This window comes from Streptococcus sp. DD10 (assembly GCF_001578805.1).
Taxonomy (GTDB): domain Bacteria; phylum Bacillota; class Bacilli; order Lactobacillales; family Streptococcaceae; genus Streptococcus.
The window spans coordinates 214,525-232,442 of sequence record NZ_KQ969160.1 but is presented as its reverse complement, the minus strand read 5'-3'; the positions used below and the strand labels follow the sequence as shown (position 1 = coordinate 232,442).

General features: G+C 37.9%; 17 protein-coding genes. 15 read left to right on the top strand and 2 right to left on the bottom strand.

Features of this window, described 5'->3' with window-relative positions; genetic code table 11:
* Positions 1–401: 401 nt before the first annotated feature.
* The 8 genes from rpsO to STRDD10_RS06425 all read left to right on the top strand — a co-directional run bounded on the left by rpsO (position 402) and on the right by STRDD10_RS06425 (position 9,415).
* Positions 402–671 carry a 30S ribosomal protein S15 gene (gene rpsO, locus STRDD10_RS06460; protein ID WP_067194091.1) on the top strand — a complete coding sequence of 90 codons (270 nt, stop codon included), beginning with the start codon at positions 402–404 and terminating at the stop codon, positions 669–671.
* 651 nt (positions 672–1,322) lie between these two features.
* Positions 1,323–3,131, top strand: coding sequence for a glutamine--fructose-6-phosphate transaminase (isomerizing) (gene glmS / locus STRDD10_RS06455; protein WP_067194067.1), 1,809 nt, complete (start codon positions 1,323–1,325; stop codon positions 3,129–3,131).
* 242 nt (positions 3,132–3,373) lie between these two features.
* Positions 3,374–5,074: an acetolactate synthase large subunit gene (locus STRDD10_RS06450; RefSeq protein WP_067194065.1), complete on the top strand. Its 1,701-nt coding sequence runs from the start codon at positions 3,374–3,376 to the stop codon at positions 5,072–5,074.
* On the top strand, positions 5,067–5,543 hold the full coding sequence (gene ilvN, locus STRDD10_RS06445) for an acetolactate synthase small subunit (RefSeq protein ID WP_067194063.1): 477 nt from the start codon (positions 5,067–5,069) through the stop codon (positions 5,541–5,543). The genes STRDD10_RS06450 and ilvN overlap by 8 nt, the downstream gene beginning before the upstream one ends.
* 61 nt (positions 5,544–5,604) lie before the next feature.
* Positions 5,605–6,627 carry a ketol-acid reductoisomerase gene (gene ilvC, locus STRDD10_RS06440; RefSeq protein WP_067194061.1) on the top strand — a complete coding sequence of 341 codons (1,023 nt, stop codon included), beginning with the start codon at positions 5,605–5,607 and terminating at the stop codon, positions 6,625–6,627.
* A gap of 66 nt (positions 6,628–6,693) precedes the next feature.
* Positions 6,694–7,944 (top strand): threonine ammonia-lyase IlvA, encoded by a 1,251-nt coding sequence (gene ilvA, locus STRDD10_RS06435; protein WP_067194059.1) that lies wholly within the window; start codon positions 6,694–6,696, stop codon positions 7,942–7,944.
* A 257-nt stretch (positions 7,945–8,201) separates the two neighbouring features.
* Positions 8,202–9,092: an SPFH domain-containing protein gene (locus STRDD10_RS06430; RefSeq protein WP_067194056.1), complete on the top strand. Its 891-nt coding sequence runs from the start codon at positions 8,202–8,204 to the stop codon at positions 9,090–9,092.
* 107 nt (positions 9,093–9,199) lie between these two features.
* A complete protein-coding gene (locus tag STRDD10_RS06425; RefSeq protein ID WP_067194055.1) occupies positions 9,200–9,415 on the top strand; it encodes a capsule biosynthesis transcriptional regulator in 216 nt (71 codons plus the stop codon).
* A gap of 366 nt (positions 9,416–9,781) precedes the next feature.
* On the opposite strand, the gene STRDD10_RS06420 is transcribed toward STRDD10_RS06425, so the two are convergent.
* On the bottom strand, positions 9,782–10,522 hold the full coding sequence (locus STRDD10_RS06420; RefSeq protein WP_067194053.1) for an amino acid ABC transporter ATP-binding protein: 741 nt from the start codon (positions 10,520–10,522) through the stop codon (positions 9,782–9,784).
* A complete protein-coding gene (locus STRDD10_RS06415) occupies positions 10,522–12,084 on the bottom strand; it encodes an ABC transporter substrate-binding protein/permease (protein WP_067194051.1) in 1,563 nt (520 codons plus the stop codon). The genes STRDD10_RS06420 and STRDD10_RS06415 overlap by 1 nt, the downstream gene beginning before the upstream one ends.
* A 127-nt stretch (positions 12,085–12,211) precedes the next feature.
* Between STRDD10_RS06415 and STRDD10_RS06410 the strand changes: the two genes are divergently transcribed.
* The 7 genes from STRDD10_RS06410 to STRDD10_RS11565 form a co-directional block, all read left to right on the top strand.
* Positions 12,212–14,122: a DUF2207 domain-containing protein gene (locus tag STRDD10_RS06410; RefSeq protein WP_067194050.1), complete on the top strand. Its 1,911-nt coding sequence runs from the start codon at positions 12,212–12,214 to the stop codon at positions 14,120–14,122.
* A 106-nt stretch (positions 14,123–14,228) separates the two neighbouring features.
* Positions 14,229–15,071, top strand: a complete 843-nt coding sequence (locus STRDD10_RS06405; RefSeq protein ID WP_067194048.1) for an undecaprenyl-diphosphate phosphatase — start codon at positions 14,229–14,231, stop codon at positions 15,069–15,071.
* A gap of 130 nt (positions 15,072–15,201) precedes the next feature.
* Complete coding sequence (gene rimP / locus STRDD10_RS06400) at positions 15,202–15,672, top strand: ribosome maturation factor RimP (RefSeq protein WP_067194046.1); 471 nt, start codon at positions 15,202–15,204, stop codon at positions 15,670–15,672.
* Positions 15,673–15,701: 29 nt separating this feature from the next.
* Complete coding sequence (gene nusA / locus STRDD10_RS06395) at positions 15,702–16,928, top strand: transcription termination factor NusA (protein ID WP_067194045.1); 1,227 nt, start codon at positions 15,702–15,704, stop codon at positions 16,926–16,928.
* Between the two features lie 12 nt (positions 16,929–16,940).
* On the top strand, positions 16,941–17,237 hold the full coding sequence (gene rnpM, locus STRDD10_RS06390; RefSeq protein ID WP_067194043.1) for an RNase P modulator RnpM: 297 nt from the start codon (positions 16,941–16,943) through the stop codon (positions 17,235–17,237).
* Positions 17,230–17,529, top strand: a complete 300-nt coding sequence (locus STRDD10_RS06385) for a YlxQ-related RNA-binding protein (RefSeq protein ID WP_067194041.1) — start codon at positions 17,230–17,232, stop codon at positions 17,527–17,529. The genes rnpM and STRDD10_RS06385 overlap by 8 nt, the downstream gene beginning before the upstream one ends.
* 19 nt (positions 17,530–17,548) lie before the next feature.
* Positions 17,549–17,918, top strand: a 370-nt coding sequence (locus STRDD10_RS11565; RefSeq protein ID WP_231853382.1) for a translation initiation factor IF-2 N-terminal domain-containing protein, incomplete at its 3' end; no start/stop codon positions are given.

Here is a 17,918-nt window from a genome sequence, read left to right as displayed (position 1 = left end):
GAAGAGATTTTCATTGAGTATCAGCACCACACTAGTCACCGTGCTTTTAGAACCCCCATTAACTGAGACGGACAAGAAGGTTAACCATCTTATTGCTAGAGTTCGTTGTCGGATTGAGCAAGTATAATGGGAAAATAAACCCAGAAAATGGGGGTCACACAAAACAAGTGGTGCTTCATGACATAACATTTTGCTAGATAGGAGTTTTTAGAGGTGCCCTAATGTCTTATCTAGGGAACGGTGCTAAGTAGGTAAGATGGGTCAGTAGAGAGCGTAAGTATTTGACATAAAGCACAAATATTGGTAAAATAGAGAATGTCAAGTTGACAAATAGCTTCTTCTTGGTTGCTGGATTTGCCAACCCTGTCACTCAGATGAAGCAGAAAACAAAGGAGAATATCATGGCAATCTCAAAAGAGAAAAAAAATGAAATCATTGCACAATACGCACGTCACGAAGGTGATACTGGTTCAGTAGAAGTTCAAGTTGCTGTCCTTACTTGGGAAATCAACCACTTGAACGACCACATCAAACAACACAAAAAAGACCACGCAACTTACCGTGGTTTGATGAAAAAAATTGGTCGCCGTCGTAATTTGTTGGCTTACCTTCGTAAGAATGACGTTAACCGTTACCGCGAATTGATCCACTCATTAGGACTTCGTCGTTAATCATGATGCTAAGGGCGCCAAAAATCCGTATAAAAATAGGGAAACGACACAGTGTTCGATGAACACAAGGAGTTTCATCTTTTTCACTAGGATTTTAGCCCGAGCTCAAAACAGCTCTCTGAATTCAGAGGGCTGTTATTTTTTGCCAAGTGCTTAGGCCGTGTTCAATTGAATACACAAAGTTGAAGCTGCTTTATTATAGAGTAGCTTTTCTTTTTTACTAGGATTTTACCCTGAGCTCAGATCAGCTTTCTTGTTTAGGGGAGCTGTTTTTTAATTGTTTACACCGTGTTTGGTTGAGCGTATCTTAGAAATGAGGCTCCTCTAATGGAGGGAGTCTTTTTATTTTTACTAGAATCACTTCCTTGCTCAGGTTGTGTCTATGAGTTTATGGTTTTTATTCTTTAAAAGTTTTGATTTGTTTTTAGTAGATATCATCGGATTTATTAAAATTTTTCTAAAAGAACGATTGTTTGTCTGTTTACATGGCAAGAAAAGATTATTTTATTCATCTATACCAATTTTATTTCTTGACAAATTTAATAACAAAGTTTATACTGATTTCACTGATTGATAGTATTGTTGATTAGACTATACCAATTTTAAATGAAGGAGACATGACCTCTTTGATCTGAGGTTATTATTAAAAATATGTGTGGAATTGTTGGTGTTGTAGGGAACACAAATGCAACTGATATCTTGATTCAAGGACTTGAAAAGCTAGAATACCGTGGTTATGATTCAGCTGGTATCTTTGTAGCGGACGATGCATCTAGTCAATTGGTTAAGGCTGTTGGCCGTATTGCGGAACTTGCTGCTAAAACTGAAGGAGTAGAGGGCACAGCCGGTATTGGACATACTCGTTGGGCAACTCACGGTAAACCAACAGAGGACAATGCTCACCCACACCGCTCAGAAACAGAACGTTTTGTTTTGGTTCACAATGGTGTGATTGAAAACTATCTTGAAATTAAGGAAGAATACCTTTCTGGTCATCATTTCAAAGGTCAAACTGATACTGAAATTGCAGTTCACTTGATTGGAAAATTTGTTGAAGAAGATGGTTTGTCAACTCTTGAAGCATTCAAGAAAGCTCTTCACATTATCCGTGGATCATATGCCTTTGCCCTCATGGATTCTGAAGATGCCTCAACAATTTACGTGGCAAAAAACAAATCACCACTCTTGATTGGTCTTGGTGATGGCTATAACATGGTTTGCTCAGATGCCATGGCTATGATTCGCGAAACTAATCAATACATGGAAATTCACGATCAAGAGTTAGTTATTGTGAAAGCTGATAGTGTTGAAGTTCAAGATTATGATGGCAATGTAAAAGAACGTGATAGCTATACAGCTGAACTTGACCTATCTGATATTGGTAAAGGCACTTACCCTTACTACATGCTCAAAGAAATCGATGAGCAACCAACAGTGATGCGTAAGCTTATCCAAGCCTACACAGATGACAAGGGGCAAGTGACTGTAGATGCTGATATTATCAAGGCTGTTCAAGAGGCTGATCGTATCTATATCCTTGCGGCAGGAACATCATATCATGCTGGTTTTGCTTCTAAGAAGATGCTTGAAGAATTGACAGATACACCAGTTGAGCTTGGTATTTCTTCTGAGTGGGGTTATTGTATGCCACTCCTTAGCAAGAAACCTCTCTTTGTCTTTATTAGCCAATCAGGTGAAACAGCAGACAGCCGTCAGGTTCTTGTTAAAGCTAACGAGTTGGGTATTCCAAGTTTGACAGTGACAAATGTTCCGGGATCTACTCTTTCTCGTGAAGCTGACCACACCATGCTTCTTCATGCTGGCCCAGAAATTGCCGTAGCTTCTACTAAAGCTTACACTGCTCAGATTGCAGCTCTTGCCTTCTTGGCTAAAGCAGTCGGTGAAGCGAATGGTAATGAAAAAGCTAAAGCTTTCGACTTGGTACATGAATTGTCACTTGTAGCACAATCTATTGAATCAACACTCTCTGAAAAAGAAGTTATTGACGAGAAAGTGGCAGCTCTTCTTGCAGAAACACGTAACGCATTCTATATTGGTCGTGGTCAAGATTACTACGTTGCTATGGAAGCTAGTCTTAAATTGAAAGAAATCTCATATATCCAATGTGAAGGTTTTGCAGCAGGTGAGTTGAAACACGGAACAATTGCTTTGATCGAAGATGGTACACCTGTTATTGCCCTCTTGTCTGACGCTGTTCTTGCTAGTCACACTCGTGGTAATATCCAAGAGGTGGCAGCACGTGGTGCTAAAGTGTTGACTATTGCTGAGGAAAATGTCGCTAAAGAAGGCGATGACATCGTTCTTAATAACGTTCACCCTTACTTGTCACCAATTTCAATGGTTGTACCGACACAATTGATTGCTTATTTTGCAACACTCCATCGTGGACTCGACGTCGATAAACCACGTAACTTGGCTAAATCCGTTACTGTTGAATAAATAGAAAACATCGTTTTAAGTCAGGTTGATTTGATACGATAGAAATAGAAAAAGTGAGATAAGAAACATTAATTTCTGTCTCATTTTTTTATGAAAAGAAGGTGATAAACTTAATTTATTTTTTTAAAAAGCAATTTAGATAGAAAATTCAGAAAATTGTTACTTTTGTCTTGAAAAAATCTGAAAAAATGGTATTATAGAAACAAGCTATTTTTACAAAGAATATCGTTGAAAGGGGAGCAATGGAAAAAATCAGTTTAGAAACTCCAAAAACTGGTTCTGAGTTAGTGTTGGAGACACTGCGAGAGTTGGGAGTTGATACCGTTTTTGGTTATCCTGGTGGAGCAGTTTTACCTTTATACGATGCTATTTATCAGTTTGATGGTATTCAGCATATTTTAGGGCGTCATGAGCAAGGCTGTCTCCACGAGGCAGAGGGTTATGCAAAATCAACAGGTAAAGTTGGTGTAGCAGTAGTAACTAGCGGTCCTGGAGCAACTAATGCAATAACAGGGATAGCAGACGCCATGAGTGATAGTGTTCCTCTTCTTGTTTTTACAGGTCAAGTGAATCGTTCTGGTATTGGTAAAGATGCCTTTCAAGAAGCAGATATTGTTGGAATCACTATGCCGATTACCAAGTACAATTATCAGGTGCGTGAAACGGCGGACATCCCAAGGATTATCACAGAAGCAATTCATATCGCGACCACTGGACGTCCAGGACCAGTTGTTATTGATCTTCCAAAAGATGTTTCGGCATTGGAAACTGACTTTATTTATGATCCAAGCATCGATCTTCCAAGTTATCAACCTACGATTGAACCAAATGAATTGCAAATCAAGAAAATATTAAAACAACTTTCTAAATCGAAACGACCAGTTTTGTTAGCTGGGGGTGGAATCAGCTACTCTGAAGCTGCCAAAGAGTTGAATGAATTTGCAGAACGTTATCAGATTCCAGTTGTAACAACTTTATTAGGTCAGGGAACAATTGCAACTGATCACGAGCTCTTTCTTGGGATGGGAGGGATGCACGGTTCTTTTGCAGCCAATATTGCGATGACAGAAGCTGACTTCCTCATCAGCATTGGTTGTCGATTTGATGACCGGTTGACTGGTAATCCAAAGACTTTCGTTAAAAATGGGAAAATTGCCCATATTGATATTGATCCTGCTGAAATTGGGAAGATAATACCTGTTGATATTCCAGTTGTTGGAGATGCCCAAAAGGCACTGCAAATGTTACTGGATTTGCCTAAGGTTTCTACGAATACAGAAAAATGGATTGAAAAAGTCAATAAAGACAAACATCGTGTTCGTTCTTATGACAAAAAAGAACGTGTTGTTCAACCACAAGCCGTCATTGAGCGAATTGGAGAGTTGACATCAGGAGAGGCCATCGTTGTAACGGATGTAGGGCAACACCAAATGTGGACAGCCCAATATTATCCTTATCGAAATGAGCGACAACTTGTCACCTCTGGTGGGCTTGGAACGATGGGCTTCGGTGTTCCAGCGGCTATTGGAGCAAAGATCGCTAACCCAGATAAAGAAGTTATTCTTTTTGTTGGAGATGGAGGATTCCAAATGACCAACCAAGAGTTAGCTATTTTAAATATCTATAATGTTCCAATCAAAGTCGTTATGTTGAACAATCATTCTCTAGGAATGGTCCGCCAATGGCAAGAAGCCTTTTATGATGGTCGGACTTCTGAGTCAGTTTTTGATTCCTTACCAGATTTTCAGCTTATGGCACAAGCATATGGGATTCGAAATTTTAAGTTTGACAATCCTGAAACCTTGAATAAAGATTTGGAAGTAATTCAGGAAAATGTACCAATGTTTATCGAGGTAGATATTTCTCGTAAAGAGCATGTGTTGCCGATGGTACCAGCTGGTAAGAGCAATCATGAAATGTTGGGGGTGAAGTTCCATGCGTAGAATGTTAACAGCTAAACTTCAAAACCGTTCTGGTGTTCTGAATCGATTTACAGGAGTTCTTTCACGCCGACAAGTTAATATTGAAAGTATCTCGGTTGGTGCAACAGAAGATCCGAATGTATCCCGTGTTACTATTATCATTGATGTTGTTACCTATGATGAGGTTGAGCAAATCATTAAACAACTCAATCGACAGATTGATGTGATTCGGGTGCGTGACATTACTGATAAACCTCATTTAGAGAGAGAGGTTATCTTGGTAAAAGTTGCAGCACCTGCTGAAAAACGAGCAGAAATTCTTGCAATTATTCAACCATTTCGTGCCTCAGTGGTAGATGTAGCACCTAGCTCCATCACCATTCAGATGACAGGCAATGCCGAAAAGAGTGAAGCTCTTCTTCGAGTTATCCGTCCGTATGGTATTCGAAATATTGCAAGGACCGGAGCTACTGGTTTCACTAGAGACTAACTTAAAATCATTGTTATCTCGCCGTAACGGCAAATAATTAAAATAGAAAAGAGAAAAAAATATGGCAGTAGAAATGCAATACGAAGCAGATGTAAAAGTTCCCGCACTTGACGGTAAAAAAATCGCCGTTATCGGTTACGGTTCACAAGGTCATGCACATGCACAAAACTTGCGTGATACAGGTCACGATGTGATCATCGGTGTTCGTCCAGGTAAATCATTTGATAAAGCAAAAGAAGATGGTTTTGATACTTATCCAGTTGCAGAGGCTGCTAAATTGGCTGACGTGATTATGATTTTGGCGCCTGATGAAATTCAACAAGATCTTTATGAGGCTGAAATTGCTCCAAACTTGGAAGCTGGTAATGCCGTTGGTTTTGCACACGGATTTAACATCCACTTTGAATTCATCAAAGTTCCTAAAGATGTAGATGTCTTCATGTGTGCGCCTAAAGGACCTGGTCACTTGGTACGTCGTACATTTGAAGAAGGTTTTGGAGTTCCTGCTCTTTATGCAGTGTACCAAGACGCAACTGGTAACGCAAAAAATGTAGCGATGGATTGGGCTAAAGGAGTAGGTTCAGCACGAGTAGGTCTTTTGGAAACAAGCTTTAAAGAAGAAACTGAAGAAGATTTGTTCGGTGAACAAGCAGTTCTTTGTGGTGGTTTGACTGCCCTTATCGAAGCAGGTTTTGAAGTCTTGACTGAAGCTGGATATGCTCCAGAATTGGCTTATTTTGAAGTACTTCACGAAATGAAATTGATTGTTGACTTGATTTACGAAGGTGGATTCAAGAAAATGCGTCAATCAATTTCTAACACTGCAGAGTACGGTGACTACGTATCAGGTCCACGTGTTATCACTGAGCAAGTGAAAGAAAACATGAAAGCAGTTCTTGCTGATATTCAAAACGGTAAGTTCGCAAATGACTTTGTGAACGACTATAAAGCTGGTCGTCCTAAGTTGACTGCTTATCGTGAAGAAGCAGCAGGGCTTGAAATCGAAAAAGTTGGTGCTGAATTGCGTAAAGCAATGCCATTCGTTGGTAAAAACGACGATGATGCATTTAAAATCTACAACTAATTATTTAGTAGATAAGGCAAGTTAGGGCAACCTGACTTGCCTTTTTAGGGATAAAAAGAGGTTTCTATGATAACAGCAAAAGATATTGTTAAGGCACATAAAGTATTAGATGGTATGGTGGTGTATACTCCATTGGATTACGATCACTACTTGTCGGAAAAATACGGTGCCAAAATCTATTTAAAAAAAGAAAATGCACAGCGAGTTCGCTCCTTTAAAATTCGTGGTGCCTATTATGCTATTTCTCAGTTAACAGATGAGGAGAGAGGACGTGGGGTGGTTTGTGCATCAGCCGGAAATCATGCCCAAGGTGTAGCTTATACATGTAATGAAATGAAAATTCCTGCAACGATTTTTATGCCGATTACAACTCCTCAACAAAAAATCGGACAAGTTCGTTTTTTTGGAGGTAGTTATGTTACAATTCGTTTGGTTGGAGATACTTTTGATGAATCTGCAAAAGCAGCTTTAGAGTTTACAAAAACAGCAAATCAGACTTTCATTGATCCCTTTGACAACCCAGATGTACAAGCAGGTCAAGGAACGGTTGCTTATGAGATTCTTGAAGAAGCAAGAAAAGAATCCATTCAGTTTGACACTTTCTTAGTCCCTGTGGGTGGTGGAGGATTGATTTCTGGAATGTCAACCTTTACACACGACGTAGCTCCCAATATTGAGATTATCGGTGTGGAGGCGAACGGTGCTCGTTCTATGAAAGCTGCTTATGAAGCTGGACATCCGGTTCTATTGTCAGAAATCGATAAATTTGCTGATGGAATTGCGGTGCAAAAAGTAGGGCAAATGACTTTTGATGTTACACGTCAGTATGTTAGACGTTTGATCGGAGTTGATGAAGGATGGATATCTGAGACGATTATCGATCTTTACTCTAAGCAAGGGATTGTAGCAGAACCAGCTGGTGCAGCGAGTATTGCAGCTCTAGAAAATCTAAAAGATGAAATTAAAGGAAAAACAATCTGTTGTGTGATTTCTGGGGGAAATAACGATATCAACCGTATGCCTGAGATGGAAGAGCGCGCCTTGATATATGATGGGGTCAAGCACTATTTTGTCATCAATTTCCCTCAACGTCCAGGTGCCTTGAGAGAGTTTGTAAATGATATATTAGGACCAAATGATGATATTGCACGATTTGAATATATTAAACGTGCAAGTCGAGGAACCGGCCCTGTCTTGATTGGGGTTACTTTAGCTGATAAAAATGACTATCAAGGGCTTTTGGATAGAATTGCTGGTTTTGATCCTAACTTCATTAATCTACATGAAAATAATACCTTGTATAATTTTTTAGTCTAATGAAATTAAAACAGTATTAAAGTAATAAATTATGGTTAGAATAGAATAATTTGTTATAAATATTGTTTTTAACAACTAGATATTCTTGATTGTTATTCGTCAATAACAAATGATAAAAGTGTTGTTGTTTAACAAGGTTCGTTATTGATACTTTTTTGGTTATTTTCCTATGCTTTTTTAAGTAAAAAATCTTCAAAATATTTGTATTAACATAACGAAAGTAGTAAAATATAAATAGGGATAGGAGGTACAGTCCAATGGTTTATCTTATTATTGTATTAGTTGTTTTCTTAGTCATTTTGGCACTGTTTTCTGGAAGTTTGTATGTCGTTCGTCAACAATCAGTTGCAATCATTGAACGATTTGGTCGCTACCATTTAACAGCCGTAAGTGGGATGCATTTTAGACTACCTTTTGGAATTGATCGAATTGCTGCACGTGTTCAATTACGGTTACTCCAAAGTGAGATTGTTGTCGAGACGAAGACTCAGGATAATGTGTTTGTGACAATGAATGTAGCAACTCAATACCGTGTAAATGAAAACAATGTTACGGATGCTTACTATAAACTCATGAAACCTGAAAGTCAAATTAAATCTTATATCGAAGATGCTCTTCGTTCTTCAGTGCCAAAGTTGACATTAGATGAGCTCTTTGAAAAGAAAGATGAGATTGCTCTTGAGGTTCAAAAGCAAGTGGCAGAAGAAATGTCAACTTATGGTTACATTATCGTCAAGACTTTGATTACCAAGGTTGAACCTGATGCTGAAGTTAAGCAATCCATGAATGAAATCAATGCTGCACAACGTAAGCGTGTTGCTGCTCAGGAATTAGCTGAAGCCGATAAGATTAAAATTGTTACAGCAGCAGAAGCGGAAGCTGAAAAAGATCGCTTACATGGGGTTGGTATTGCAGAACAACGTAAGGCTATTGTGGATGGCCTTGCTGATTCTATCAAAGAATTAAAAGGTGCAAATGTTGAATTAACAGAAGAACAAATTATGTCAATTCTTTTGACGAACCAATATCTTGATACCTTAAATAATTTTGCGGATAAAGAAGGAAATAATACGATTTTCCTTCCGGCAAGTCCAAATGGAGTGGAGGATATTCGCTCTCAAATCCTATCGGCTTTAAAGGCCAGATAGTCTAATAGGTTAACTGCTTTTAACGACAAAAACAGCTGATTTCGCTTGACAAATTTATTTTTATACTTTACAATAAGTATTGGAAATAATAAAATAGGAGAGATAAAATGGCTAAATCTAACTTTGAAAAAGTAGAATCTGTCGTGGGCTGGGTTCGCGATAAAAAGATTACTGGGTACCGTATCTCTAAAGAGACGAATGCCCGTGAAATGTCTATCATTGCGCTGGCTCAAGGTCGTGCGAAAGTAAAAAATATTTCCTTTGAAACTGCACTCGGATTGATTGATTTCTACGATAAAAATCATGAAAAATTTGAAGGCTAAGATTCAAAAGAAGGAGAGGTTTCTCCTTCTTTTTTTATGTATAAACAAAGATATAATTGCATAAAAATTCAAGTCCCTGGTATGCATTTTTTGTATACATACTATAAGTATTAGTTAATTTGAATTGATGAAAATTTGTTATGAAGGATATAGTTGGATGTAAGTAGTGGGAAATGTTATTTCTACCTTTTTGAACAACTTCTAAAGAGGAATATAAAATAGGAAATAATTAACGGTATTTTTTTGCTCATGATCAAAAAATAAAATAGAGTAAGGCAACTCAAATGAACTTAGTTGCCTTACTCTATTTATAAATGAATGGGATTAGGAGTATTTAGGATAATACAACTATCCTAAATGTTCTTTCTATTTAAGGTAACGTTTTAGGAATTCTTTTGTACGTTCTTCTTTAGGATTGGTGAAGAGGTCTTCAGGTTTCCCTTCTTCAGCAATAACACCTTTGTCCATAAAAATCACTCGATTAGAAACATCTCGTGCAAATTCCATTTCATGAGTTACCACAATCATAGTTAAGCCTTCTTGAGCCAAATCTTGCATGATTTTAAGAACTTCTCCAACCATCTCAGGGTCAAGGGCAGAGGTTGGTTCGTCAAACAGGATAGCGTCTGGATTCATAGAGAGAGAGCGTGCAATGGCAACTCGTTGTTTTTGACCGCCTGAGAGTTGTTTTGGTTTCGCTTGCCAATAAGTTTCTCCCATTCCAACTTTTTCCAAGTTTTCTTTGGCTATTTTTTCTGCTTGGGCACGTTCTCTTTTTAAAACAGTTGTTTGCGCAACGATAGTGTTTTCCAAGACATTGAGGTTTTCAAATAAATTAAAGGATTGGAATACCATTCCTAGTTTTTCTCGATAATGACTTAAATCATAGCCATTTTCTAAGACATTTTTTCCTTGATAAAGAATTTCTCCTTCTGTAGGCGTTTCGAGGAGATTGATAGAGCGGAGAAAGGTAGATTTCCCGCTTCCTGAACTTCCTATAATAGAAATGACTTCTCCTTTTTTAATGGTTAGAGAAATGTCTTTTAAAACTTCATTTTGTCCATAAGATTTTTTAAGGTGTTTAATTTCAAGAATAGTCTGAGGCATTAGTGTAATTCCTCCGTTTGCATTTGATTCGCACCTGTTGTATAGGTATCCATATCCATGCGTTTTTCGATGAAACGTAGGATACGTGTTACGGTAAAGGTGAGAATGAAGTAAATGATTGCAATGATGGTAAAGGTTTGAAAGTATTGATAAGTTTGCGTTGCAACTGTATTTCCTGAGAAATATAGTTCAACAACAGAGATAACATTCAATACAGAGGTATCTTTGATGTTGATAACAAACTCATTTCCTGTAGCAGGAAGGATGTTACGGATAACTTGGGGGAGAACGATTTTGTGCATGGTCTGATTGTGGGTCATGCCTAGAGCAGTAGCAGCTTCAAACTGTCCTTTGTCAACAGCCAAGATACCACCACGAACAATTTCTGTCATGTAAGCACCTGTATTAATGGACACGATGAAGATAGCAGCGAGCGTACGATCGAGATTGAGACCGAAAGCTTGAGCTGTACCGTAATAGATAACCATGGCTTGTACAATCATAGGGGTTCCACGGAAGATTTCAATATAGATATTTAAAATCCAGCCAAGTAATTTTTGAAGGAAAGAAACAGTTGTGTTTTTAGATTGAGGAGCAGTACGAAAGACGCCAATGGCTAATCCGATAGCGAGCCCAACAATAGTTCCGATAATGGAAATCAAAAGCGTCATCCCAGCACCACGTAAGAGTTGTTGCCAGTTGTTTGAAAGAATAGTTGCAATCTGTGAGAAGAAAGAAGTATCTGTTTCAGAGTTGGAAGACTCAGCAGGTTGTTCTTTAATCATGCGATCCATAAGGGCGATTTGTTGCTCTGTAGAAATGGCAGAGATAGCTTCATTCACTTGAGTGATACGAGTATCATCTTTCCTCATTCCGATAGCAATAGCGGCATCCTCTTCGCTAACATCAAAGCCAGTATCTAACTGTACCATTTTAAAGTTCGAGTTAGCTGCTTCAGCGGTAAGAGCTTCAGGGCGTTCTGAAACATAGGCATCAATGACGCCAGCCTCTAATGCTTGTCGCATCTGAGCAAAGTCTCCCATAGCAGTTTCTTTCGATGCACCAGGGAGTTGATTGATAAGGTCATAAAGGTACACACCTTGCTGGGAGGTTACCTTAGCACCGTTAAAGTCAGTTAGGCTAGTTGCATTTGCATAGGTGGAATCTTTTTTGACCAATAAAACTGGTTCGCTTGTATAATAGCTATTTGAAAAAGCAATTTCTTTTTTTCGCTCAGCCGTTGGACTCATTCCAGCAATAATCATGTCAATTTTGCTAGATGTTAAAGCAGGTACGAGGCCTTCCCATTTTGTTTTGACAATGAGAGGTTCTTTTCCTAGTTTTTCAGCGATTTGTTTAGCGATTTGGACATCATATCCATTTGCATATTGATTGGTTCCATCAATTTTGACAGCACCATTACTGTCATCATCTTGGGTCCAGTTGAAGGGAGCGTAAGCAGCTTCCATACCGATGCGTAAATATTCATCGGCTTCTACGGTTTTTACGAGGCCTAATGTCACAAGAAGGCCAGCAAAAACAGTTAACAATATTTTTTTCATATTGGCTCCTATTTTGGTATATTCTGATAGATTATACTAAAAAATGAAAAAATTTTCAATACGATGGTCTATAACTTTTAAAAAAGAAGTAAAGTGATATAATATAGGAATAAAGGAGGTTAAATGGATGAAAAAAGGGTTGTTTCTATTCTTACTTTTCTGTTTCTGTTTTGTATCAGTTCGCGTGGTGTATGCTTCAGATGTAGAATATAGTATCGATTCTTATATCGCTCATCTTGATATTGCTGAGGATAATTCAGCATCCTTTCGTCAAGAAATTTATTACAAATTTGATAGCGATTATAATGGACAGTACGTAACTTTAGGGGCGGCGAATCCATTGCCTTTAAATTTTGAAATCCAGGATAATCCTCAAGTAGGGGTTGAGACAAATGGTGAAAAACGGGAATTTCGCATGGAAGAGGCGAACTTAACTGATGGAAAACAATTAAAGATTTATAATTCTGGTGTTGCTGGGGATACAGTTAAGTTAACGATTAATTGGAAGATAAAGAATTTTTTATCTATTTATCGTGATATTGTAGAAATGAATTGGTTCCCTATTTCAGACTGGGACAAGGAATTAAGAAAAGTTCGGTTTGAAGTTAGAGGTTTAGGAAATGCAGATGCAGCTTTATATGCTCATAGAGGATTTTTTAATAGTGGTGCAGAAGTGCAGAAAGTGGAAGATGGATTTGATATGGAGCTTTCATCCGTAAAGAAAGGAGAAAAACTAGAACTTCATGCTTTTTGGCCTAGAGCCGTTCTTTCTTCTTCCCTTACTGGGGATAATCAGGGAAGATTGGGAAAGGAAGTGTTTGAACATACGGAAAAACAAATCCTATTTAAAACAAAGTTTTACCGAATCATTGTTTATTTAGGGATGCCAGTTCTTGTATCTAGTTTTCTAAATTGGAGTCTCTGGACATTGTGGGGAATCTATAAAAACACTTACTTAAAGTCTCCTTATCCCAAAGATGCACGACTCTATGAGGCTCCTCAGGAGCTTTCCCCGTTACTTGTGGCACAATATGCTTTTAATCAATCTTTTTCTGAAGTTGGTCCTTTGACACCAGGAAGAAGTAGTATAGGCTTCGAAAACTTGGTGGGGGCTAGTTTGTTAGACTTTATCGATCGAGGAAATATAACTTATATACAAGCAGGGAATAAATTGAAATTAAAGTTAGTTCATTATGAGAAGATATCTGATTTTGAATTTGATTTTATTCGTATGCTCTTTTCCGGTCAGGAAGAGGTTGACACAGAAACTCTCTTTTCACAATATCAAATAGACTCAAAAATCACTCAGAAAGTAAAAAATAAATATCAAGAGAAAAAAGTGCGTGAGACTGGAAAAGCTGTTTATAATCATTTTAAAAAAGATAGCGAGCAAGTGACAGTAAAAGTAAGAAAAACCTTAGACTCCATGAATCTTCCTCCTGTGTTTCGTTCATTTACAGAGGAAGAACAGGGGCTCTTGAACAGGGCTAAGATACTTTATTTACTAGCTCTATTTCTTCTCCTTGTAGGGTTAATTGGTTTTGGACTCTTGTTTCATTACTTTTTCTGGCAGTATTTACTCGCCTTACTGTTGGTAATTCCTTTTGGATTTTTATTAATATCGTATTTTAGTCACCTATCTAGAAATTGTCTTACACAGGAAGGGGTAGTCATTTATTCACAATGGCAAAGTTTTAAACACATGCTAGCGGTCATTGCTCGTTTAGAAAAAGCAGAGCTAGAGTCAATTGTACTTTGGAATCGGATTCTAGTTTATGCGACCTTGTTTGGATTTACTAAAGAGGTTAGTAAGGTTATGAGGCTCAATGGGATTAAAATTGAAAATTCAACCTTATATGATATTAGTTTGCAACCATCTTACTTCACAATCTCATCAAGTATCAGTCAATTGAATTCATACATTGCCATTTCCCATTCTGCTAAAACGTTTTCTATCTCCTCAAATAGTGGTTCAGGAGGCTTTTCAGGAGGAGGATTCTCTGGTGGCGGAGGCGGTGGTGGCGGCGGTGCTTTTTAAAACGGCTGTCAAGACTCTAAAAGTATGATATAATGAAATAGATTGTGATGTAGATTTATGATGAGTAAATCTTTCTTTCGAATTAATTTTTAATGAGGAGTTTAGAATGTTTTTAATTGAAATTCTCAAGGCCGTTTTATATGGTATTGTTGAGGGGATAACAGAGTGGTTACCTGTTTCTAGTACGGGGCATTTGATTTTAGTTGAAGAGTTTGTAAAGTTTCGAGACCAGAATACCGATTTCACTTCTATGTTTAACGTAGTTATTCAACTCGGAGCCATTCTAGCGGTTGTTGTGATGTATTTTGATAAACTCAATCCTTTTAAAAAAGGGAAAAATGCGAAGCAAATTCGAAAAACTTGGCAATTGTGGGCCAAGGTGTTGATTGCGGCCTTGCCAGCAGCGATTATTGGAATTCCCCTAGATGATTGGTTTGACACAAATTTCCATCATTTTTTACCTGTAGCGATTATGTTAATTACTTATGGGGTTGCTTTTATTATTTTGGAGAAGAGGGAAGCGAGTCGCCAGCCTGCAATTACAGAATTAGAACGTTTGCCCTATAAAACAGCTTTGTTTATCGGTCTTTTTCAAGTTTTATCCCTTTTTCCTGGTACGAGTCGTTCGGGTGCGACGATTGTGGGCGGTCTTTTAAATGGAACGAGTCGGTCAGTCGTAACAGAGTTTACCTTCTATCTAGGAATTCCTGTTATGTTTGGTGCTAGTTTCCTTAAAATTGCTAAATTTTTAGTCAATGGTAACAGTTTTAGCTTTTCCCAAATTTCTATTTTGATGGTTGCTATGCTAGTTGCTTTTGGAGTGAGTTTGGTTGCGATTCGATTTTTAACAGATTATGTTAAAAAACATGATTTTACTATTTTTGGGAAGTATAGAATTGCCTTAGGATTCGTAATTTTAGTTTATTACGCTTGGACTTTATTTAGATAGTCATAATAGAATAAGGTTTCTTACTTGCATAAAATGACGTGGTGTGCTATACTTGAATCAGTGAATATGAAAAGTGAGGCGGAGATAATTCTTCGCCTCTTGTCTGTAACCTATAAGGAGGTGACTCGCAATCGCAAATTTAGTAGAAATTGTAACAACAGTTATTGAACCGGCTATACCAAGTCCATTTGAACTAGTTGATGTGGAGTATGGTAAGCTGGGGGGAGATTATGTTCTTAGCTTCTTCGTGGATAAACCAGGAGGTATTACTTTGAATGATACAGCTGATTTAAGTGAGATAATCAGCCCTTTGTTGGATAGTATTCAACCTGATCCGTTTCCAAATGAATACATGTTAGAAGTGACGAGTCCAGGTCTTGAGCGTCCACTTAAAACAAAGGAAAGTATTGAAGCTAGTGTTGGGAAGTACATTAATGTGAGCCTCTATAAGTCGATTGATAAGGCTAAGGTATTTGAAGGGACCTTGATTAAGTTTCAAGATGATATCTTAACCATCGAGTATCTAGATAAAACCCGTAAAAAAGAAGTTAATATACCTTATAGTTTGGTCTCCAAAGCAAGACTAGCTGTAAAAATATAGGAAAGGAATAGCCACAAGGCTTAGACAAAATGAGTAAAGAAATGCTAGAAGCCTTCCGAATTTTGGAAGAAGATAAGGGAATTAAAAAGGATGACATCATTGATGCCGTTAAGGAATCACTTCGTTCGGCTTACCGTCGTCGTTATGGTCAAGCTGATAGCGCGGCGATCGACTTTAATGAAAAAACTGGTGACTTTCATGTCTATACAGTACGTGAAGTTGTCGATGAAGTTTTTGATAGTCGTTTAGAAATCAGTTTAAAGGATGCTCTTGCAATCAATACAGCTTATGAGTTGGGAGATAAAATTCGATTTGAAGAGGCTCCAACTGAATTCGGACGTGTTGCCGCTCAGTCAGCGAAACAGACGATTATGGAAAAAATGCGTAAACAAACGCGTATGATTACTTATAATACCTATAAAGAGCATGAACAGGAAATTATGAGTGGGACAGTTGAACGTTTTGATAATAAATTTATCTATGTTGATCTTGGTTCCATCGAGGCTCAACTTTCTAAGCAAGATCAAGTACCGGGTGAAAGTTTTTCTTCACATGATCGTATCGAGGTCTATGTTTATAAAGTTGAGGACAATCCTCGTGGAGTTAGTGTTTTTGTAAGTCGCAGTCACCCAGAGATGATCAAACGCCTGATGGAACAAGAAATTCCTGAAGTCTATGATGGAACTGTTGAAATTATGAGTGTTTCTCGTGAGGCTGGTGATCGAACAAAAGTCGCAGTTCGTAGTCACAATCCAAATGTTGATGCTATCGGAACAATTGTTGGTCGAGGTGGAGCAAATATTAAAAAGATTACAAGTAAGTTTCACCCACGTCGCTATGATGCCAAACTGGACCAAATGGTCCCTATTGAAGAAAATATTGATGTTATTGAGTGGGTTCCAGATCCAGCAGAATTCATATACAATGCTTTAGCACCTGCTGAAGTTGATCAAGTTATCTTTAATGAAAATGATAGTAAGAGAGCTTTAGTTGTGGTACCGGATAACAAACTTTCTTTGGCTATTGGACGTCGTGGACAAAATGTTCGTTTGGCTGCTCATTTGACTGGTTATCGGATTGATATTAAGTCAGCTAGCGAGTTTGAAGCGATGGAGACAAATCCAGTTGAGGACATAAAAGATGTACAGGAAGCACCGGTTATAGAAGAAGTTTTTGATGCCAATTTGGTAGAAGAAATCCTGGGTGAAACTGCTGAAGGAGCGAAGCAGGAAAATCTAGAAAGTACTGTAGACTAGGGAGAACGGGAGATGGCTAAAGTAAGAAAAATCCCACTCCGAAAATCAGTTGTGTCTAATGAGATAATTGATAAACGTGATCTGCTTCGAATTGTTCGTAATAAAGAAGGACAGATTTTTATCGATCCAACTGGCAAAGCTAACGGGCGTGGAGCCTATATAAAACTTGATAATGAAGAAGCGGTCATTGCTAAAAAGAAAAAAGTCTTTAATCGAACTTTCAATATGGAAGTAAATGAAGATTTTTATGATGAATTAATTACTTATGTCGATCATAAAGTAAAAAGAAGAGAATTAGGTCTTGAATAATCAACAAAGATTACTGAATTTATTGGGGTTAGCACAAAGAGCAGGTAAAGTGATTTCAGGAGAAGAACAAGTGATAAAGGCAATTCAACACCAAGAAGTACACATCGTTTTCCTTGCCCATGATGCTGCTAGCAATTTAACTAAGAAAGTTCAGGACAAGAGTCAAACATATCAAATAGAAGTTAGCAACCTGTTTTCCACACAGGAGTTGAGTCTTGCTGTTGGGCGGAACCGTAAGGTTCTTGCCATCAGTGATGCTGGATTTACAAAGAAAATGAGGTCTCTTATGTAATAGAAGAGGAGGACATGTTTTGTCTAAAAAACGTTTATATGAAATCGCCCGTGAATTGGGAAAAGAAAGTAAGGAAGTTGTAGCTCGCGCTAAGGAGTTGGGGATTGAGGTAAAAAGCCACTCCTCAAGTGTAGAGGTAGAAGTAGCTTCACAAATAGTAGCTAGTTTTTCAGTAAAAAAATCTGTTGCAACTCAGCCAGAAGTAGTGAAACCAGAATCAAGTTCAAATAAAATAGCTTCTAGATTAACACAGCAAACTGCTGAGCAGACACAAACCTCTTTTGAGGAAACAAAATCTACTGGAGCTTCGAATAAACCTCAAAGTCGAAATTTTAAGGCTGAGCGAGAAGCACGTGCTAAAGAGCAAGCTGAGCGTCGTAAAAATACTG